Here is a 20,330-nt window from a genome sequence, read left to right as displayed (position 1 = left end):
TAATGAAGTTAATAATGTTTATTATAATTATTTTGCTTGGTAATTATAGTTATGCATCAATTGGCTGCGTAGGCAGGTTTGTAAATCCAATCACTGATGTTTGCTGGAAATGTTTATTTCCAATTACTATTGGAGGAGTAAAAATTGTATCAAGTTCTATGGCTGATACTAATAACCCAAGGCAAATTGTTTGTTTTTGCCCTAAGCCTTCGATTCCGATGCCAGTTCCTGGTATTCCAATTGGATTCTGGGAGCCGGTAAGACTGGTGGATGTAACTAAATCCCCTATGTGCATGGTAAGTCTTGGGGGCATTAATCTTGGTACTAGCATGCAAAAAGGTGTTAAGGATGATATAGAGGGAAGTAGCTTTTATCATGTTCACTGGTATATATATCCGGTTATTTACTGGCTTGAGATCTTACTTGATTTTGCCTGTTTAGAGATGTCACAAGTAGATATCGCATATTTAACTGAATTTGATCCATTATGGGGAGATGATAATAAGGCTGCTAATTAAATCCTGAAAGTTTATTATTTGGAAGTATTACAGCTCAAAGTGCTTGCATAGCTGATTGCATTAGCTCTAGTTCTGGTAACCTCTCAAATGATATGATGTTTTGGTGCGGGGGATGTCAAAGCTCTCTTTATCCCTTTACCGGCACAACTAGCTATCATAATGGCGGAGTTGGATCTTCTGCACTGTTGGTAGCTAAATTTATGGCTAAGTTACATAGGGAATTGTTACTCTGGGGGTATATGGGAAGAGAAGGATTATGTTCTAAATATCCAATGCCAATAATCAAAAAGAGCCAATATAGACTGCAGATGACTTATCCTATACCAGAGGTGCATTCTTGTAAAAAGATTGGCGAGACTGAAATTACCTGGCAGGGTGCACGCGAATTCCCGGTTAAAGGAGAGGATTTTGGTTATTTGATTTGGAGAAAAAAATCATGCTGTCTCTTTTGATGTTATGATGATGCAAGATAACGGGATACAGAAAAATATGTGTTTCAACTTAGTAGTTTTAATGAGTTTGCTAATTTTAAGTAATATAAATGCTTTGGCACAACAAGAAGGATTATTACAGAAGAGCATACATCATAAGACATTAGAGGCTAAAACATATAATCAAATCTACATTTTTGTTTCATTTTCAATGCCTGATTCAGCATTAAAGAGTTATTATATTGAAGCAGAACAAAAAGGTGTAAGACTTGTAATGCGAGGTTTAAAAAATAATTCATTTGTTGAGACTAAAGCAAAAGCCGATGAAATTGGTATTAGTTTTGATATTGATCCAAATCTATTTGAGAAATATCAAATTACTTCTGTACCGATAGTAGTGATAGATAATAACCAAGACAAAGTTAAAAAACTAGCAGGTCATATAGGATTAAATGATGCATTGCAGATAATGCAAGAGAAACAAATGTGAGACAAAGTATTAATATTATTATGTTAGTTACTTTAGTGATGAATGCAATCAGTTCTTACTCTGCTACTATGGAGGATAGTTATAATAGTGCCAGACAGTATGAACACAGTATTAAGCTTGGTAATCCTGATCAAATGGGCAATAAGATAATATTTGATAAAGAGGTAAATATATCAAATTTAAGTAAAATGAATGATCAAGACTTAACAAATCAAGGTAGTGTTATGCTAAATAACTCTGCACAAGGGCAATTACTGCAACAAAGTGAGCTGAAGAAAATAAATGCAATGCAAGAATATGACCTTAATCCTGACAATCCCTTAATTAGTAATTCAGCTAAGATTGAGGCAGATCCATTAAAGCATACAGAAGGGATTGCACTTAATGTTAGTGAAAAAGTATTCAAAATCAAAATTAATAAGAGTTGCTGTGAAGGGGCAGAATTTGAAATAGATATTATCAGGAATCTTATACTAGATGCTGAATTAATAGATAAATGGGGAGATTGGCAGGATAAAGCAATAGCATTTTCAGGCCTTGAGATAAGTAATAGCCATCGTCACTGGCTTTATCCTGTCTTTTGGAAAAAGAAAAGACATTTCGGTAAGCGTAAAACAATATACAGCATGCATATGCATAATAATCAAGCAATAATGCTTGATGTAAGAGCAGCAATTGCCGGTAAGTTAAATGTTTCTCTTGATCATATTGATACATATATTGGCATTTCTTCTCAAGGAGAAGGAGCGTTAACTGAAGGCTGGGATAGAGATATAGTAAAATGGGATAGATATGTTTTTACTTATAAATATCGTGATAAAATCAAGGAATTTAGAGAAAAAGGTGAATATTTCCAAATAGTAAATAAATATTTAGAAGCTTTGCTTGAAGAACATGAATGCCATGAAATAAATCGCATATGTCTTGAAGCTGGTAATAAATTATTTTTTAATCAATATAATGTTAATCGTCCATGCTGGAGTGAGCAAATTAAATATCAATGTAGTAGTGAGCCAAAATATGGGTGTGATCATTTAAAGAAGCAAGGTTGTGAACTTGCAAGGAGCAATTGCGTTAAGCAAGCTGCTAGTATTTGTTTGCAATTGCACAAAGATTACATATGTATAGCCCAGAAAAAAGAGCTTAGCTCTTCTATAGCAGGATCACAAATGTTTTGTTTAGGAGGGGATTGTCATACTGCAACTATTGTGCCTAATACTGATATGGGGAATGTTGGGTATTTAGCGATGTTAAATGAAATGAAAAAAGATATGCAAACAAATCCGATTTCAGTATTTAAAGGGCATGCCAGCAGTTGCCGCAAAGTAAATATTGGTAATTTTCTTAATTGTTGTTCTGGGTTTAAAGGCTGGGGCAAGGATTTAGGATTAAGTAGGTGTAATGCAGAAGAAAAAGCCTTAGCCTTGAAAAAAGCAAAAGGTCAGTGCTACTATGTTGGTACATATTGTGCTAAGAAAGATAAAATATTTAAGACATGTATTACTAAAAAATCTACTTATTGTTGTTTTAATTCAAAACTTGCAAGAGTATTTCAAGAGCAAGGTAAAGCTCAATTAGCTATTGGTTTTGGCACAGCACAATATGCTAATTGCAGGGGGTTTACAGTAGAAGAGCTGCAAAGAATAGATTTTTCTAAGTTTGATTTAGAGGAGCTATTTAGTGATTTACTTGATCATGCTAAAAGTAAAATGAGTAAGAGTTTTCCACAGCAACTAAAAAATCAGATGCCTATAATGCAACAACAAAGGTCTAATAATAATTGTACTGATTCAAATTTATCTTATTAAAATAATGAAGTGGCTAGTAAACACAATAACTAAATCATCACTAGCCATTACATTACTAGTAATTAATTTATGGTTATTAATCAATGATTGGTCAAATCATGCATTTGCTGGTACTATAGAGTTAGATAGTAGTAATAAAAATGAGATGATCAGGTTTAATGTAAATAATCAGTTTTGGCAACGACCTCAAGGGTTTTTATGGTATAACGAGGATCATGTTTACAAGCAAGAAATATTAAAATTTTCTCAAGATAAAAAAAAGCAAGAGCCAGAACTTGGACCTTATGATCAAAGGATAGAAGCTTTAAAGAAGGAATTTAATAGAGCTAAGCGTCAAGCTCTTGATAATCCAACGCTAGAAAATGTCATCATAGCTCAAAGACTGCAAAAGCAGATTATGGAGAAAGCACAGAAATTTGCTACTATGTGGCAATTAGCAACGATATTAGATTACAAGCTAGTAAACATGGATGAACCAGTAAATTCCTTACATAAGAAATTATATGAAGTAAGGCAAGAAGAAGAAAACAGCAAAAAACTAAGATTTTTAGCTAAGGATTGGGGATTAATTCTGCAAGTAAATCAAGGATGTGAGTATTGTCATGCATTTACTCCCATTGTGGGACTGTTGCGAGATGAGAGGGTAGCAGGTATAATAAAAAAATAAAAAATATGTTTATATGTCAGAGTATCAAATGCTAATGGTAAGTTTAGATGAGTTAGTAAATGCGGATCATCAATATCGTAAATTCAAAAGTTTATTCAAATTCAAAGCAGTTGAAGCTGAGTTATTAGCATTAGAATGCGAAGCTAATTATAAAGGATATGGTATAGAGAGGCTGTTTAAATGTTTGCTGCTACAATTTATGGAAGACTTATCTGATCGGGAATTAGAACGTTATTTAGCTGATAGCACAGCGGCGAAATGGTTTTGTAATTTTGCTCTTACAGAAAAGACACCTGATTATAGTGTATTTAGTAAAATACGTAAAAAAATAGGTACTAATTTACTATCAAAAATATTTACAAAATTCCGCGATCAACTACGAGTACAAGGCTATATGGGTGAAGTATTTACCTTTGTAGATGCTTCTCATTTAATCTCAAAAGCTAATCTCTGGGAGGAACGTGATAAACTAAGAGCACAAAAATATGATAAATTGAATAATGAGACTTTGCCTAAGGTTGCAAAGGATAAACAAGCCAAAATTGGCTGTAAGGGAGGGAATAAATTTTGGTATGGTTATAAAAAACATGTGAGTGTTGATATTCAATCAGGCATGATCAATAAGGTTGCAGTTACCCCTGCAAATGTTACCGATAGAAAAGGTTTTAAGCATGTTATGCCAAGTTCTGGTGCTACATATGTTGATAAAGGTTATTGTACAATCTCTACCAAGAATGCAGCAGCTAAAAAGGGAGTCCATCTTTGTGCAATAAAGAAAAATAATATGAAAGATAAGAATTTTGACCTTGATAAATATTATACGAAAATCAGAGCACCTTTCGAGATGGTATTTTCAAAAGATAATAAGCGGGTTAGATATATAGGAATTGCCAAAAATCAATTCTCCGAATTTATGAATGCCATATGTTTTAATTTAAAACGATTAGTGGTTTTAACAACTTTAATGGCTTAAAGAAATTTATTAATAAAAATTCTAACTCTGTAAACAAATCTCTATTAAATTACTACACTATTGAATAACATTTATCTCTATATTAAACAGAATTTCTTTTTTAAAATATTTATTACCTCCTTTCCTCTTATTTTACTATCAAAAATTATCTTTCAACGACCCCAAAATCTGCAAAAACTCAATAATTCTTAAGAGTATAGAAGAAGCAAAAAAGGAATTTCCAAGCTTGTTGCAATAATTGCTTTACTACTTTCCTCTTCTAGCCTTTCTGTTCTTATAGAACTCACTTAATACAGGAATTATTATAACATGATATATCAATTAATATATATTTAAGATTTTATATTTATAATAGTATTTACGGCTCTTTGCATATATTCTCGAGCAGTGTCATTGGCAAGTCTAGCATAAACTGCCGTTGATCTTGGATCTCTATGATTTAGAAGTTGTCCTATTACATATTGATTTGCTCCGGTCATTGCCATCCAGCTTGGTATTGTTCTTCTTAAATCATGGATTCTTAAATTTTCTATTCCTGCCTTTTTACAAATCCTCTTCCATGCTTTCTTTGGTTCTTGCAAATGACCATGTCATTGTCAAATAAAAAGGGACCAGTAAATTGCACGAAAAAGGGACCACTATATGTAAAAATTTTTATGTCAAATGACCTCCAAATTTATAGTTATTAATACGATAACTTTTACCTGTGATGTTTAGTATATGTGCATGATGTACTACTCGATCAATAATTGCATGAGTTAATAACTCATCAGCAAATATTTCATTCCATCTTTCAAAATCCTTGTTTGTGGTAATAATGGTAGATTTATTTTCATATCGTTTAGCAATAATATTAAAAAAATCATCTACTGAATGTTTTGGTAATTGCTTAAAACCTAACTCATCAAGAATTAATAAGTCAAATGATAAGAGTAATTTAACTTTTTTGTGATAGCTATTATCTGCTCTTGCAATATGTAAATTATAAAGCATATCCGATACCGTAGTAAAATATACAGAGTATTCTCGTGTTAAAGCTTTTAATGCTAATCCAATAGCAAGATGAGTTTTGCCAGTTCCAGAATTACCTATGAATATGACATTGCCCTTAGTATTAATATAATCACAAGTAGATAAATCACTTATTACTTTGGCATCAATACTTGGTTGGAACTGAAAATCAAAGTCTTCTAAATTTTTAGTGACTGGTAATTTAGCAGCACTTTTACGACGACGGTAATTATTATCCTTACGGTGAGATTTTTCATCTTCACATAATAGTGAGAGAAATTCTTTAAATCCTAGTTTATTATTTTGAGCATAAATAATCCTTTCATTTAAGCTATTGACTATACCTGATAATCTAAAACTACGTAGGTCATTAAGCAAGTTCTGCATTCTGACCTCCAAACTCTGGCAATGGTAAGTTTACTGCATTACTATTTAAGATATTTTTAATTTTAGAGTAAGAACTTATACCGTAATGTAATGCTCTATGACAAGCTTTATCTATTAACTCATCATTGTAAACCTTACGTAAAGAAATAATACCTCTAGCACAACGTTGCCAATCATTTACTCGTGTTTGTTGTAATAACTCTAATAATAAACTGCAATTATTTCCTATCTGCTGCATTTGTTGTTGATAATGTTCACTATATTCTATAAAACCTGGGCATAGACGTTTATATTTGGCATAATGAGACGGATTAGTGGTAAATATTCCTTTGCCATCTGTTCTAACGTGCCTTGCTATTAAATCATTTTGGATAGAAAATATTTGAACAAGTTTTGGTGATAATTGTACCAGTACCTCACTGTATATATATTTTGCCGGTACGGAATAATAATTATTATCTATGGTGATATGACAATCTTTTGCTACTTTTCGATTATGCCACGATGACAAATCAAACGTTTCTAATGGTAAAGGCATTAAATTATTACTTTCTTCTTGCTCAAATAGTTCCTGAGGAATTTTTTTAGTAGTACCATGTATTCGGTTATTTGCTTTATTTAACCAGTTAGCAAGATCATGTGTTAATTCTTCATATCTATGAAATTTACGTCCAGCAAAAAAATTATTTTTGACATACTTTATTCCTGATTCTACTTTGCCTTTTTCTTGAGGTTGATATACACGACAAGGAGAAAGTAAAATTCCATAATGATCAGCTAAACGTTTGTATTCCTTCTGATATACGGGCTCATAGAAATTGCTATCTACCACTCCAGCTTTAAGATTATCAAGTTTTATTACTTTTGGACTGCCAGCAAAATAATTAAATGCATTGATATGACATTGTATCCATGTTTGACAACTTTGATCAAACACTACTTCATAATAATCAAGGCGACTATAACTTAAACGCATATTAAATACATATGCTTTAACTCTACGCCCCTTAGAATTATACTGTAAGCCTATGTCACCAAAATCTACTTGTGCTTCCTCTCCTGCTAAAGTATGAAAACGAATGCAACTGTTATTTTGTATCTTATATTTTTTGATATAACGGGTTAGCGAACCATAACTTTTTGTATAACCTTGAATTTTTAACTCTTCAAAAATTCTTATGTAACTTAGATTCTTTTCTAATAACTCAATTATTTGTTCGTGCCAAGAATCCAGTGCTGAAGATCGTTCATAGGGTGCAGGAGATTCTGTACCAGACTCTACATAACGGTTTACTATTTTTCTTACTGTTTTACGGTCTATTCTCGTTAGTTTGGCAATATTTCTTTGACTATTGCCTTGCTTATAAAGGGTGATAATTGTTGTGTACATATTTATTCTTATCATTGTATCACTAGATATTTATTTTAATTAATTATCTAGTGAATATTGCACATTATAACCTTATTAGGTTACACCAAATTCTCTGGTCCCTTTTTCGTGCAATTTACTGGTCCCTTTTACTTTAGCAATGACAACCACTACTGCTGGTCTCACTTGGAAACACCCAAATGCTATCAGATTGCTCTTTTCTTGCTTTTAATATTTCTACTGCTTGATCTAGTAAAGGTAAACTCTGAGGATCACCATTCTTAGTATCTGGAAGATATAATTGTTTATCAGCAAAACTAATCTGTTCCCAACGCATAGTAAGTAAATTATCTTTACGAACTGATGTATATAATGCTATTAAGAAAAAATCCTTCATTACCTGGTTTTGCTCGCCTGCTATTGCTGTAAAAAATCGTGGTATTTCTTCTCTAGTTAAATACCTGTCTCTGGATTGTTCCTTATGCTTCTTTATGCCAATAACTGGATTTATTGTAAGTAATTCCCATTCTATTGCTTTACTAAATACAGGACTTAAAACTTCAAGAAATCTATTAGCTCCATATTTACCAAATTTAGTTAAATTATTAAATAACTCTTGAATATCTGTTTTTTGAATAGTAGCTATTTTCCTAGGATATAAATGTTTGGCATATCTATCTACAGAAGCAGCATAATCTTTCCATCTTTTATTATTAATTTTACTATATTCATTAAGGTATTTATCATAAAGCTCTTTAAATGTCAGTTCCTTAGCTAATCTAATCTTTTCTGCGACGGGATTATATCCTTTGGCGATCTCACCTTTTAATTCAGATGCTTTGGCTCTAGCATCAATAATTGATAGATCAGGGAACACACCTATTTTAATTCTATGATATTTCTTATCAAGTACTGTGCCCAAATAAAATATTTTACTACCACCATATGATACGATTAGCAATAATCCTTTTTCTTTGGTATCTTTATATACATCTCGTTTTGCCTGTGGAGCTTTAATTTCATGTAATGCTTCTTTAGTAAACAATAGTGATTTAACTGACATAAATCCTCCCACAGCTTAATTTATATATAATTAAACTGTAGTATGCTTTACTCAGAAAAACAAATCTTATGTTAAATAGGATTATACTTTAAAAAATGATGATTTATCCTAACTATATACAATTAAATAACCAATAGTTGTTATAATCTCTTATCAAATTCAAAAGGTCCAGATATATTTACCAGATAAAACTGCTCATGAATTTGTACTAACTATATGCTCATCATATCCACATGTTATTTTCAAATTTGTAATATTTTTTAACGCGAGTTTCGAATTAATATAGCATAGGATTTAGCATATCAAGAGAGATGTAATAGAAGGTTTATTATCAGACATTTGATAATTTATCAGTGCTGCAACCATATGCACAAAGGCATTTGTAACTGATCTATGCCTTGAATGCTCAAACTTCCCCAATAGTTTAATTTTACTAAACACAGATTCTATTAATGCTCTTTTAAGCAATAATATTTTATCCAACATAGACATAAGTTTATTTTTCATATTTTTCTTTACCCTAGTTACCATAAAAATTCCTTGCTCTAAAAGTTGTTGAAATAATTGTTGTGAAATATAACCACGATCTCCGAATACTTTACCAAAAAGATTTTTGATCATCAGTTCCAGCTGTTTTCTATCATCCTTATTGCCAGGGCTAAAAGATGCTTTAACTATACCACCGGCTATATTAATTATTAGATGTAGTTTAAGTCCATAGAACCAACCTTTTGTTGTCTTACTGCGTGCTGCTATGCCGGCGAACACTTTATTCATTGAAATACGGTATCTCTTACATACCTCTATACTACTTGAATCTACAAAAGAAAGGCCATCACACTGATCCAAAATAGAATTGAATATCAGTACTAATAGTGGTAAATGTGGACCTATTATTTTTATAAATTGACTATAGCTTACTAATTGAAAATCTCTTTGATGATAAATCCATATTTGCTTCAGATAATAATTCTTAAAACAATCATAAGATGACTGCCAGTAGCCTATTATAATTGTTATTACCTCACTTCTGTTAAGTCGACTTTTAGGACCAGATTTGTTGTTATGGTTAGTAATTGAATTTGTATGCTTGTCTAATTCTTGAAAAAAATCATCGACGTAACAAAATATTTCTGTAAAATCCATTATCATAGGTTATTGCTCTTAAAGTTTTTTCAATAACCTATAAACTTTTTTCTTATACTATAAATACCATATTTTAATTAGCAATTTGTATTTTGTACTCACTTTATAACAAAAACAGTATTATCAATATCCCCGTAACCCACTGTTTATCAGCTATACAGCGACTTTTTGAATACGAAACTCGCGTTTTTTAGATATTGACAAATAATTGCAACTCTATTACAGTTAAGCCTATAATTTTTTGGTACCCAAGGAAAGTACTATAAGTACAAGGGTTATGAGCTAAAAGTTAGTATATGAGAAAAGAACAAAAAATAAGGCAAAAGCGACTTTTAGGTTGACATCGTAAAGGTCGGGGGTTCAACTCACAGCTGTCGAAAGTAGAAGAGAAGAAATAAGTATGTAAAAAAGTATTAGGAAGAGGTAAACAGGTAACTAAAAAATTAAAAAGGTTACCCTGAATGGAAATAAAAGAAATAATGAACTTAATTAGTGATAAGAGGCTGATAGAAGTAGGGGAAAAATATACCGTAGATAAAGCCAATCATAAAATAACGGGAGCATTTATTTTAAAAAGTTTTGTTAGGTCATCACTACTTGGTAGACCGATTAGCTTAAGGACATTAGAGGAAATAGTACCGGCAACTTTAGAGTTAAGTAGTCTTCTTAAAACAAAAAAGGTTGGTAAAAATAAAATAGACCATAGTTCTATTGGTAAAAGATTAAAAACAATAAAGACAGAATATTTCAAAGCAATTTATGATGAACTAGTAGAAAAGTATAATAGCCATTTTAATAAGATAGAAAGAAAACAATTACACATATTTGATTCAACAACTATTAATCTTTCCGGCAGAGTAATTAAAGATGGATTAAAAATAGGAGGAAAAAAGAATGATAGTCAAGTAAAGCTTAGTGTAGGTTTAGAGGGACAAATACCATCTAATATAAGATTTTGCAATGATAAATCTGAAGCAAGTGATGATGTAGCATTAGTTAAAGCTATAAATGAATCTAAGCTAGATAAGGAAGATATATTAATATTTGATAGGGGAATTTGTAAAACAACTACCTATGAAGATTTCAGTAACAAAGAAATAAAATTTGTTACTAGAGTACAAACTAACAGACGCTATAGAGTTATTAAAAAGTTAGAGATCAAGCAGAATCAAAACAATCATAGTAACTTACAAATACAAAGTGATGAGATTATTAATTTATACAGTGCTAACAAAATAATCAAATGTAATTTAAGATTAATAAAAACCATTGATTATAAGAACAAAGAAATATGGTTTTTAGCAAATTTATCGGATAGTTCTGCTGAAGAGATAGCAGAGATATATAAGAAAAGATGGGATATAGAAGTATTTTTTAAATTCATAAAACAGCATTTACAGTTTAAACATTTTATCAGTCATTCTCAAAATGGCATGATAGTATATTTATATAGCATATTAATAGCTGCAATTCTATTTACCATATTTAAAAATATAAATAAATTAAAGGGTTTTAAGATTCCATTATTACGATTTTGCTTATTACTAGAGAAGGAAATAATTCGTGATATTGTAATATTGTCTGGGGGCAATATTGATCTTATAAAGTTTAGATTATAACTATATCTACTTTCGACAGCTGTGGGGTTCAACTCCCCTATCGCCCACCACCTTATCTCTAGGGCTTTCACAGTTTAATATTGTTATCAAAAAATTCTTATGCTCCCTATATTCTCCTTTGAGATTGCATTATCAGAGCTATAATTTCTTCAAAATCTCTCCTATAACTGAGATTAAGGAGAAATATTATGCATAATATATTCTCCTCTTTTTCCACGGCACCGTCAAGTTAAGAGAGATGTAAATTAAGTATTGAGCAAATGCATGGAATAATTTATAGAATAGCAGTAACCATTTATCTCTAAATTTCACCATTATGCGTATTACTCAAGCTCCGAAGAGACATCGTTTTCCAGCAAGCATCATTAGCCATGCTGTATGGTTATATCATCGTTTTAATAGTAGCTACCGAGATGTTCAAGAACAGATGGCATATCGAGGTATTATTTTGAGTCATGAGACAGTAAGATTTTGGTGCAATAAATTTGCAGTTTATTTTCAAGATGTTATCAGAAGGAGAGAGCGGAAGCCAACTGATAAATGGCATTTAGATAAAATGAACATTAAGGGACTGTTGCGAGATGAGAGGGTAGCAGGTATAATAAAAAAATAAAAAATATGTTTATATGTCAGAGTATCAAATGCTAATGGTAAGTTTAGATGAGTTAGTAAATGCGGATCATCAATATCGTAAATTCAAAAGTTTATTCAAATTCAAAGCAGTTGAAGCTGAGTTATTAGCATTAGAATGCGAAGCTAATTATAAAGGATATGGTATAGAGAGGCTGTTTAAATGTTTGCTGCTACAATTTATGGAAGACTTATCTGATCGGGAATTAGAACGTTATTTAGCTGATAGCACAGCGGCGAAATGGTTTTGTAATTTTGCTCTTACAGAAAAGACACCTGATTATAGTGTATTTAGTAAAATACGTAAAAAAATAGGTACTAATTTACTATCAAAAATATTTACAAAATTCCGCGATCAACTACGAGTACAAGGCTATATGGGTGAAGTATTTACCTTTGTAGATGCTTCTCATTTAATCTCAAAAGCTAATCTCTGGGAGGAACGTGATAAACTAAGAGCACAAAAATATGATAAATTGAATAATGAGACTTTGCCTAAGGTTGCAAAGGATAAACAAGCCAAAATTGGCTGTAAGGGAGGGAATAAATTTTGGTATGGTTATAAAAAACATGTGAGTGTTGATATTCAATCAGGCATGATCAATAAGGTTGCAGTTACCCCTGCAAATGTTACCGATAGAAAAGGTTTTAAGCATGTTATGCCAAGTTCTGGTGCTACATATGTTGATAAAGGTTATTGTACAATCTCTACCAAGAATGCAGCAGCTAAAAAGGGAGTCCATCTTTGTGCAATAAAGAAAAATAATATGAAAGATAAGAATTTTGACCTTGATAAATATTATACGAAAATCAGAGCACCTTTCGAGATGGTATTTTCAAAAGATAATAAGCGGGTTAGATATATAGGAATTGCCAAAAATCAATTCTCCGAATTTATGAATGCCATATGTTTTAATTTAAAACGATTAGTGGTTTTAACAACTTTAATGGCTTAAAGAAATTTATTAATAAAAATTCTAACTCTGTAAACAAATCTCTATTAAATTACTACACTATTGAATAACATTTATCTCTATATTAAACAGAATTTCTTTTTTAAAATATTTATTACCTCCTTTCCTCTTATTTTACTATCAAAAATTATCTTTCAACGACCCCATTAAGATTAAAGGTGAAGTATTCATACTATGGAGGGCTGTTGACTCTGAGGGACATGAATTAGAAGTATTGCTACAGAAGCGACGCAACAAGAAATCAGCTATTCGCTTTTTATTAAGATTATTGGGCAATTACCCAGCTCCAAGAGTAATTGTTACTGATAAGCTCAAGAGTTACATTAAACCGATTAAGCTTATGTGTCCTAGGACTAAACATCGAACTAATAAGAGATTAAATAATCGCGTTGAGAATGCACATCAACCAACTAGGCGAAAAGAGAAGATATTGATTAAATTTAAGCATCCTAATGCAGCACAATGTACATTATCACTGATGGGAAAAGTTAGAAATATATTTGCCGTAAATGTTGAAAGATATACTAAAACAGCACCTGACCAAAGAATTGAATTTGCATCCGCTAAATCCATTTGGGATGAAGCTACTCAAAGACTTCTTGCTGCCTGAAATCTAAAAATATTACTCTTTTTGACACTATGTTACTTAACTTGACGATGCCACTAATAATTCTGTTTTATATTTATATAAAGGATCAAGAGTTTTTAATGCAACAAGAGCAGTTACAACTTTTTGACAGTTAGCAGGTGTAGCATAAACTTTTGAGTAATGTTCTTTATAAATATAATTATTTTGTACATCTCCAATGATGTAAGAATAAAACCCTGGCTTTTTTTGATATAATTGTTTGTATGGTGAAGTGCAGCTTGTTAGTAATATAGCTATAATAATTAGAAAACAAATTTTCATTATCCTCCTATGTAAACATCCTAACTATTGGAATATTTGAAGGATCAAGCAATTTTTTCATTTGCGTAAAAGCTTGCACAATATTTTCTACAGAACTATCAATAAATTTATCGGTGTTGATATAATTTTCTGATTCATCTTGAATATAAAAAAGAATAGATGATACATAAACTGAAAGCAGTAAGCCTCGTTTAGTATAATAATTATAATCAATCGATTTATCACCAGTATATTGCCAAATAATATCACAGCTGTGGAATGCAACTTCTGTACCTTGAATAGGGTTTAGTGCAAAATATGTAGCATTTTTGCTATGAATAATAGGTAACACGGCTTTAATTCTAGTCCTTACTGCTAAGGATATTTTTTCTCTTATTTTATTTGGTACTTCCTGTTTATTTAAAATCTCTAGCGTAATATTGTCTAGATAGCTTTCAAAAAATTTTACTATTTCGCCTAATCCATCTGGAAAAAGTATTAAGCCATAGCCCTTAGCAAAGCCGCATTTTTCTTCTGCTTCATTAATTATTTTGTCATTCCATTCGTTAAATGGTAATAATTCTAGTAATGATTGCATAAAGCTTATTTTCTTTATGTAGTGTTCTTCTTGAATATTCATATTTTTAACCTTGACATTATAACTTATTATATAGATAATATAGCTTGTTACCAAATATATTTATTTTTAAGGAGAGTAATTTTAGTGATACTAGTAAATGTTCACGCCGGTAATTGTGATAATACGCTTAAGAATTTTAAGAAAAAGCTACAAAGAGAGCTTTATTTTCGTAAAATGAAAGAACAGCGTTACTACGAACCAAAGTCAGTAAAGCGTGTTCGTAAAGCACAAGAAGCTGCACGAAGAAAAAGAAAGTTTGCTCGTAAAAGAATGTACGAAGATTAAAATTTCTAATTAGTTTCAGGTAAAATAAAAGGCAAGTTATTACTAAATAGCTTGCTTTTTTGTTGTTTATATGCTACCTGTCATCCCGCGACTTGATCGCGGGATCCAGCATAAAGCGAGATAAATAGAGCTTTTAGCTTTAAAAAGTTATTGTATTTATTTAATTTCTAGATTCCTGCTTTCGCAGGAATGACATAAAACTCAAGCAACAACGCTACACCCTACGAACGTACAACAATCCATAAATCAATGAGCCAATTATTATGACTAATGGCGTTAGAGGAAGATCGAAATAGAAAGAAGAAGCAGCAGCACAAAAATTAATAAATAGCGAAACAAAAATCGATATTATAATCATCAAGGCAGGACTGTTCGCAATAAATCGTGCAATCATAGCAGGAATAATCAAAATAGCCGTCACCATAAGCACCCCAACTATTTTAATTGCAGAAAATACTGACACGGATAAAATAAGTAAAAATAATAGTTCTATAATATTAACTTTTACGTCTTTAATTAGTGCTATATCTCTGTTAATAATTATAAGAAGAATTTGATTATAAAAATATATAATAAAACCTATAATAACTATAAACATTATTGCTAGCACAATTAAATCATCAAAAGTTATAGATAAAATATCGCCAAACAGTAAATTTACTATATTGTTTTGTGCAGAAGAAAAATAATTAATAATTAAAGCAATAGCTAGCATAGTGCTAGAAATTAAATTAATAACTGCATTTTTTTCAGAATTATTTTGGAAGATAAATACAAAAATCGAAAAAAGAATTGCAACAATTAGTCCTGAATATATTAACGGAAAATGAGCGATAATACTAATGCTGACCGCTAAAAAGCTACTATGAGCAAGCCCATCGCCAAAGTAAACATATCTCTTCCATAATGCTATGCAGCCGATGGGAGCAAATATGCAGCTAATTAAAATTAAGGCTAGTATTATTAATATCATCTAAGTATATTAGAGCTTATGTCTTCAATCGATAAAAACGAATTAGAAAAATTTGAAAAAATCTCTCATAGTTGGTGGGACAAAGAGGGGGAATTCGGTATTTTACACCGCATAAACCCTATTCGTCTTAACTATATAATAGAGAAAATAAAATCGCATTACAACGATATTTCTAAACTAGAAATATTGGATGTAGGTTGTGGTGGCGGTTTAATTGCTACTAATCTTGCAATGCAAGGTTTTAACGTTACAGCTATTGATGCTTTGCAAAGTAATATTTATACTGCTTTGGCTTACGCTACCAAAAATAATATTAAGGTAGATTATTTAAAAAGCACTATAGAAGAATTAGAAAACGATAAGCAATATGATGTAGTGATTTGTCTTGAAGTTATAGAGCATGTGGAAAATGTTCAAGAATTTATGCTTAATTTAGTAAAGCGTATTAAGCCAAAAGGCATGGCTATAATTTCTACGATTAACCGCACCAAAAAAGCTTATTTACTCGGGATAATAGCAGCTGAGTATATACTCGGATGGGTGCCCAAAAATACTCATGATTATAGTAAGTTTCTAAAACCATCTGAAATTTATGAGATGCTCGCAGACACTAATGTAGAAATTGAGGAGCTAAAAGGTTTGGTGTATAACATGGCAGAAGACAAATGGGTATTAAGTGATGATGATATAGATGTAAATTATTTTATGTGTATACTCGTTTAATTTGAAAAATTGGCTACGTCATCCTACAAGTACTTCGGTACTCACGTACTAAAGTGTACGCTCCGTTCCTCGTCTTGTGGATTCCTTGCTCTTTTCCAAATTAAACTTCCTCTACTAACTTTTATGCACTTATAGATATATTAAAAAAATGACTAACAACGTAATTACTAGATTTGCTCCATCACCGACGGGGTTTTTACATATAGGTTCAGCAAGAACGGCTTTATTTAACTATTTATTTGCTAAGCATAATAACGGCAAATTTCTATTACGTGTTGAAGATACTGATAAAGAAAGATCAACAGAAGCAGCAGTAGAAGCTATATTTTCAGGTCTGAAATGGTTAGGGCTTAATTGGGATGATGAAGTTGTATTCCAATCTAAACGCAATGATCTTTACAAGCAAGTAGCGTTAAAGTTGCTTGCAGAAGGTAAGGCGTATTACTGTTTTACTCCACAAGAAGAAGTAGAAAAGCAGCGACAAAAAGCTGTAGAAAATAAACAACATTTTATTTTTAACAGCGAGTGGCGTAATAAAGACCCATCTACTTATCCAAAAGACGTAAAGCCGGTTATACGTTTAAAAACTCCAAGCTCAGGTAGTATAACAATTCATGATACTTTGCAAGGTGATGTGGTAATTGAGAATTCCCACATTGATGATATGGTATTGCTACGTAGTGATGGCACTGCTACTTATATGCTAGCTGTGGTGGTTGATGATCACGATATGGGTATAACTCACATTATTAGGGGTGATGATCATTTAACGAATGCTGCAAGGCAAATCGCTATATATAACGCTTTTGGTTACCATGTTCCAATTATGACTCATATACCGCTAATTCATGGAGCAGATGGTGCTAAATTATCTAAGAGGCATGGGGCTTTAGGTGTTGAAGCTTATAAGGATATGGGATATTTGCCGGAAAGCTTATGTAATTATCTGTTGCGGCTTGGTTGGAGTCATGGAGATAATGAAATTATTTCGCTGGATCAAGCAATAAAATGGTTTAACCTAGATTCACTTGGTAAATCACCTGCAAAGCTTGATTTTACTAAAATGAACAGCTTAAATAGCCATTATTTAAGAATGCTTGATGAAAATAGTTTAATTACTAAAATTTTAGAGATATTAAATAAAAATTATAAGGTCAGTGAGCAGGAAGTAAATTATATAAGACGTGGTTTGCAAGGTTTATTAGTTAGAAGTGAAACACTGCTAGATTTAGCAAAGCTTGCTAAAATTTATTTAGTAAATATTCCTGTTGCTTATGAATCGAAGGCAAAAGAGATAATAGCAAATTGCGATAAAAATTTGATTAATAATGTTGTACAAGGCTTAGAAAAACTTGAGCGGTTTGATAAAGAATCAGTACAGGATGAATTTAAGAAAATAGCAGCAGCAAATAGTTTAAAGCTAAATGAAGTTATGAAGCCTGTGAGAGCTTTAATAACCGGTATGGTCGGCTCACCTAGCATATTTGAAATTGCTGAAATTTTAGGGAAAGAAAATATTTTAAAAAGGTTAGAAATAAAATGAAGAATTATATAAAGAAAACTATATTTGTTTGTAGTGGTTTATTTGTAATAGTTGGGGTTTTTGTATTATTTAGGGTGGAAAATGTTAATGCTTCAACAGCTCCTAAAAAATATGGAGCTTGGAATTTAAACTGCAATCTTAATAACGAACAAAAACAAATTTGCTTTCTATCACAACAAATTAATAATACGGAAAAAGATAAAGAGAAAGAAATATTAGCAATGTACCATATTGGTTATTTCAGTGATAATCAAAGCATAAAAGAATTAAAACTAATTGAAGTACTACCGCCAAATGTTCAAATTCCTGCTGGCACAGCTATTAATAGCGGTGAGAAAATATTGCACCAGGAAAATATATAAATTGTACGATAAATAGTTGCCAAGCTATAGCTACTATTACAAAAGATGATATTGAAATGATTTTATTAAATGATAATTATTTAGAGTTCATAACGGCGGCTGGCAAGCAAGCTAAAATTACATTTATAAAACATGGTTTGAAAGAGGGACTAAAGGTTTTAGAGAGATAGCAAATTACTAATTATGATATAATATGAATGAAATAAATATTCGTTCCGCAACAATTAATGATATATCAAGTATTTTACCTTTAATGTCGCAACTCGGTTACCCATCTAGCATAGAAGAATTAACAGCTCGTTTTAGTAATTTTATAAACATTGATGGATATGGTGTTGCCGTAGCTAGTTTAGATAATAAAATTGTTGGAGCTATTGCTTGGTCTAAATCTATATTATTTGTTTCAGACAAAACTAGGATTCATGTTGAAGCTTTGATTATTGATGAAAATTACCGAGAGCAAAAAATCGGTAAAAAGCTTATGGAATATTTAGAAGAAATAGCAAAAAATTATAGCCCCGTAATAGTTGATCTTACTTCTGGTTATAGACGAGCTAAAGACGGTACACATGCATTCTATGAAAATATAGGATATAAATGCGGTGAATCAGCAGGAGCATATTTTAGAAAAGAGCTATATATTTAAAATAAAGGCTTGATTTATCTGCACTTTATCTGCATAGGCATCGTCATATATGGACGCCTGGTTAAAAACAAGTACTAAAAATAAAAAACAGTTAATGATAAATGAAGCAGTCATATATTCGGCATCAAAGTGCCATAATGGTTTCTGCATTCTGCCTAAGATCCTAGAGAGATTCACTCAAGTTAGCGGTATCTAGGTACCATGACGTTAGCTCGGATTTCATCCAGAATGATTATGTATTATCTCTTTAACCCGCCGTTTTATTATTCTACTTTGTTTTTATTTCTTTACCCCTATCTAGTTTAAAAATTATATAGTTTATAATTTATCCTAAATCTTAAGTACTATTATACCAATTGGTAATTTCTGTTCTTTACCAGACAGGCATAAGCGATTCTAGCCAATTTATTAGCTGTAGCTACTGCAATTACATTGAACGATTTCCCTTTTTCTTTTAATCTTTCAATAAATTCTGATAACGCTCCTGATGTCTGATTAGTTTTATAGCTTCTCATCAATAAAGACCTACCAGCCTGTATTAGCATTGTTCTTGCATATCTATCACCTTGCTTGGTTATTCTTCCTAGAATAATCTTACCTCCAGTGCTATTTTGTTTCGGGACAATTCCAAGTGAAGCAGCAAAATCCTTAGCAGAATCGTATGCTTCAACCGGTTTGATGCTTAAAATACTTGCGTTAATTGTACCAATTCCTGGAATAGTTTCTAAAATTTTTGCCTTCTTGGAACTCCGATTCTTTGCTGCTAATTCTTTATCTAAGCTTTGTTCACGAATCATCAATTGTTCAATTTCTTTACAATCCAGCAACATTTGTTCAGCAATAGTGTTGTTAATAAATCCTTCTTCTAGGGCAAAATTTACAAAATTTTGACAAGATTTTGCAAATGTAGATTTTCCGCATGTTACCAAATAGCCAAATTCAAATAATGAAGTCATCAGAGAGTTGCTGTACTGAATCCTTTGTTGTATTATATTTTGTCTTGCTTTATGCAGGTAAGATATTTCTTGCTCTTCTATTGTTTTAGCTTTGACGTGTATTAAATCGGGATCACATGATGCTTTGCAAATTGCAATTGAATCATTAATGTCATTTTTTTGTCGAGTTTTTGCATATGCTTTCACATCTTTAGGTTTAAGCAAGATGGCTTTATGTCCTATTCAGG

19 protein-coding genes and 5 pseudogenes are annotated in these 20,330 nt (G+C 31.4%); 14 read left to right on the top strand and 10 right to left on the bottom strand.

What is annotated here, in order from left to right; genetic code table 11:
* Nucleotides 1–2 precede the first annotated feature (2 nt).
* The 5 genes and pseudogenes from traU (at nt 3) to ACOAL3_RS05855 (ending at nt 4,887) form a co-directional block, all read left to right on the top strand.
* Nucleotides 3–970: pseudogene (gene traU, locus ACOAL3_RS05875) on the top strand (conjugal transfer pilus assembly protein TraU).
* Nucleotides 971–1,007: 37 nt separating this feature from the next.
* Nucleotides 1,008–1,439 carry a type-F conjugative transfer system pilin assembly protein TrbC gene (trbC, locus tag ACOAL3_RS05870; RefSeq protein WP_419235617.1) on the top strand — a complete coding sequence of 144 codons (432 nt, stop codon included), beginning with the start codon at nt 1,008–1,010 and terminating at the stop codon, nt 1,437–1,439.
* 20 nt (nt 1,440–1,459) lie between these two features.
* Nucleotides 1,460–3,247 (top strand): conjugal transfer protein TraN, encoded by a 1,788-nt coding sequence (gene traN, locus ACOAL3_RS05865; protein ID WP_419235616.1) that lies wholly within the window; start codon nt 1,460–1,462, stop codon nt 3,245–3,247.
* Nucleotide 3,248: 1 nt separating this feature from the next.
* A pseudogene (gene traF, locus ACOAL3_RS05860) lies at nt 3,249–3,887 on the top strand (conjugal transfer protein TraF); the annotation flags it as partial.
* Nucleotides 3,888–3,927: 40 nt separating this feature from the next.
* Nucleotides 3,928–4,887: a transposase gene (locus ACOAL3_RS05855; RefSeq protein ID WP_419234540.1), complete on the top strand. Its 960-nt coding sequence runs from the start codon at nt 3,928–3,930 to the stop codon at nt 4,885–4,887.
* A gap of 332 nt (nt 4,888–5,219) precedes the next feature.
* On the opposite strand, the pseudogene ACOAL3_RS05850 reads toward ACOAL3_RS05855, so the two are convergent.
* The 5 genes and pseudogenes from ACOAL3_RS05850 to ACOAL3_RS05830 form a co-directional block, all read right to left on the bottom strand.
* A pseudogene (locus ACOAL3_RS05850) lies at nt 5,220–5,474 on the bottom strand (tyrosine-type recombinase/integrase); the annotation flags it as partial.
* A gap of 67 nt (nt 5,475–5,541) precedes the next feature.
* Nucleotides 5,542–6,285 (bottom strand): IS21-like element helper ATPase IstB, encoded by a 744-nt coding sequence (gene istB / locus ACOAL3_RS05845; protein ID WP_419234522.1) that lies wholly within the window; start codon nt 6,283–6,285, stop codon nt 5,542–5,544.
* Complete coding sequence (gene istA / locus ACOAL3_RS05840; RefSeq protein ID WP_419234561.1) at nt 6,269–7,675, bottom strand: IS21 family transposase; 1,407 nt, start codon at nt 7,673–7,675, stop codon at nt 6,269–6,271. The genes istB and istA overlap by 17 nt, the downstream gene beginning before the upstream one ends.
* A gap of 145 nt (nt 7,676–7,820) precedes the next feature.
* Nucleotides 7,821–8,717, bottom strand: a pseudogene (locus ACOAL3_RS05835) (tyrosine-type recombinase/integrase); the annotation flags it as partial.
* A 294-nt stretch (nt 8,718–9,011) separates the two neighbouring features.
* The gene (locus ACOAL3_RS05830) at nt 9,012–9,869 is read right to left on the bottom strand and encodes an IS982 family transposase (RefSeq protein ID WP_419234560.1); all 858 of its coding nucleotides are present in this window, start codon (nt 9,867–9,869) and stop codon (nt 9,012–9,014) included.
* Nucleotides 9,870–10,342: 473 nt separating this feature from the next.
* On the opposite strand from ACOAL3_RS05830, the gene ACOAL3_RS05825 reads away from it, so the two are divergent.
* From ACOAL3_RS05825 to ACOAL3_RS05810, 4 genes are all read left to right on the top strand, one after another.
* Nucleotides 10,343–11,482, top strand: coding sequence for an IS4 family transposase (locus tag ACOAL3_RS05825; protein WP_419234559.1), 1,140 nt, complete (start codon nt 10,343–10,345; stop codon nt 11,480–11,482).
* Between the two features lie 316 nt (nt 11,483–11,798).
* The gene (locus ACOAL3_RS05820) at nt 11,799–12,095 is read left to right on the top strand and encodes a hypothetical protein (RefSeq protein ID WP_419234558.1); all 297 of its coding nucleotides are present in this window, start codon (nt 11,799–11,801) and stop codon (nt 12,093–12,095) included.
* Between the two features lie 13 nt (nt 12,096–12,108).
* The gene (locus ACOAL3_RS05815) at nt 12,109–13,068 is read left to right on the top strand and encodes a transposase (RefSeq protein WP_419234540.1); all 960 of its coding nucleotides are present in this window, start codon (nt 12,109–12,111) and stop codon (nt 13,066–13,068) included.
* Nucleotides 13,069–13,132: 64 nt separating this feature from the next.
* A complete protein-coding gene (locus tag ACOAL3_RS05810) occupies nt 13,133–13,696 on the top strand; it encodes a DDE-type integrase/transposase/recombinase (protein WP_419235615.1) in 564 nt (187 codons plus the stop codon).
* A 36-nt stretch (nt 13,697–13,732) separates the two neighbouring features.
* Here ACOAL3_RS05810 and ACOAL3_RS05805 read toward each other — a convergent pair whose 3' ends face one another.
* Together ACOAL3_RS05805 and ACOAL3_RS05800 are read right to left on the bottom strand one after the other, a co-directional pair.
* On the bottom strand, nt 13,733–13,996 hold the full coding sequence (locus tag ACOAL3_RS05805; protein WP_419234557.1) for a D-alanyl-D-alanine carboxypeptidase: 264 nt from the start codon (nt 13,994–13,996) through the stop codon (nt 13,733–13,735).
* 7 nt (nt 13,997–14,003) lie between these two features.
* A complete protein-coding gene (locus ACOAL3_RS05800; protein WP_419234556.1) occupies nt 14,004–14,615 on the bottom strand; it encodes a COQ9 family protein in 612 nt (203 codons plus the stop codon).
* A gap of 84 nt (nt 14,616–14,699) precedes the next feature.
* Here ACOAL3_RS05800 and rpsU point away from each other — a divergent pair, with 84 nt between their 5' ends.
* Entirely contained in the window at nt 14,700–14,900 is a 201-nt protein-coding gene (rpsU, locus tag ACOAL3_RS05795; protein ID WP_011477128.1) for a 30S ribosomal protein S21, read from the top strand.
* Nucleotides 14,901–15,114: 214 nt separating this feature from the next.
* Here the strand turns inward: rpsU and ACOAL3_RS05790 are convergent, their stop codons facing one another.
* Complete coding sequence (locus ACOAL3_RS05790) at nt 15,115–15,873, bottom strand: metal ABC transporter permease (RefSeq protein ID WP_395477349.1); 759 nt, start codon at nt 15,871–15,873, stop codon at nt 15,115–15,117.
* 18 nt (nt 15,874–15,891) lie between these two features.
* Between ACOAL3_RS05790 and ubiG the strand changes: the two genes are divergently transcribed.
* The 4 genes and pseudogenes from ubiG (at nt 15,892) to ACOAL3_RS05770 (ending at nt 19,147) form a co-directional block, all read left to right on the top strand.
* On the top strand, nt 15,892–16,596 hold the full coding sequence (ubiG, locus tag ACOAL3_RS05785; RefSeq protein WP_419234555.1) for a bifunctional 2-polyprenyl-6-hydroxyphenol methylase/3-demethylubiquinol 3-O-methyltransferase UbiG: 705 nt from the start codon (nt 15,892–15,894) through the stop codon (nt 16,594–16,596).
* Nucleotides 16,597–16,744: 148 nt separating this feature from the next.
* Nucleotides 16,745–18,139, top strand: coding sequence for a glutamate--tRNA ligase (gene gltX, locus ACOAL3_RS05780; RefSeq protein WP_419234554.1), 1,395 nt, complete (start codon nt 16,745–16,747; stop codon nt 18,137–18,139).
* Nucleotides 18,136–18,671 (top strand): annotated as a pseudogene (locus tag ACOAL3_RS05775) (invasion associated locus B family protein). The gene gltX and the pseudogene ACOAL3_RS05775 overlap by 4 nt, the downstream one beginning before the upstream one ends.
* A gap of 23 nt (nt 18,672–18,694) precedes the next feature.
* Complete coding sequence (locus ACOAL3_RS05770) at nt 18,695–19,147, top strand: GNAT family N-acetyltransferase (RefSeq protein ID WP_395477346.1); 453 nt, start codon at nt 18,695–18,697, stop codon at nt 19,145–19,147.
* Here the strand turns inward: ACOAL3_RS05770 and ACOAL3_RS05765 are convergent.
* Together ACOAL3_RS05765 and ACOAL3_RS05760 are read right to left on the bottom strand one after the other, a co-directional pair.
* The gene (locus ACOAL3_RS05765; protein WP_419234553.1) at nt 19,136–19,297 is read right to left on the bottom strand and encodes a hypothetical protein; all 162 of its coding nucleotides are present in this window, start codon (nt 19,295–19,297) and stop codon (nt 19,136–19,138) included. The genes ACOAL3_RS05770 and ACOAL3_RS05765 overlap by 12 nt on opposite strands.
* Nucleotides 19,298–19,494: 197 nt before the next feature.
* Nucleotides 19,495–20,307: an IS110 family RNA-guided transposase gene (locus tag ACOAL3_RS05760; RefSeq protein ID WP_419234552.1), complete on the bottom strand. Its 813-nt coding sequence runs from the start codon at nt 20,305–20,307 to the stop codon at nt 19,495–19,497.
* Between the last annotated feature and the right edge of the window lie 23 nt (nt 20,308–20,330).

It is taken from the genome of Rickettsia endosymbiont of Nabis limbatus, from assembly GCF_965196655.1.
Lineage (GTDB): Bacteria > Pseudomonadota > Alphaproteobacteria > Rickettsiales > Rickettsiaceae > Rickettsia.
This window is presented reverse-complemented; position numbering and strand designations above follow the sequence as displayed.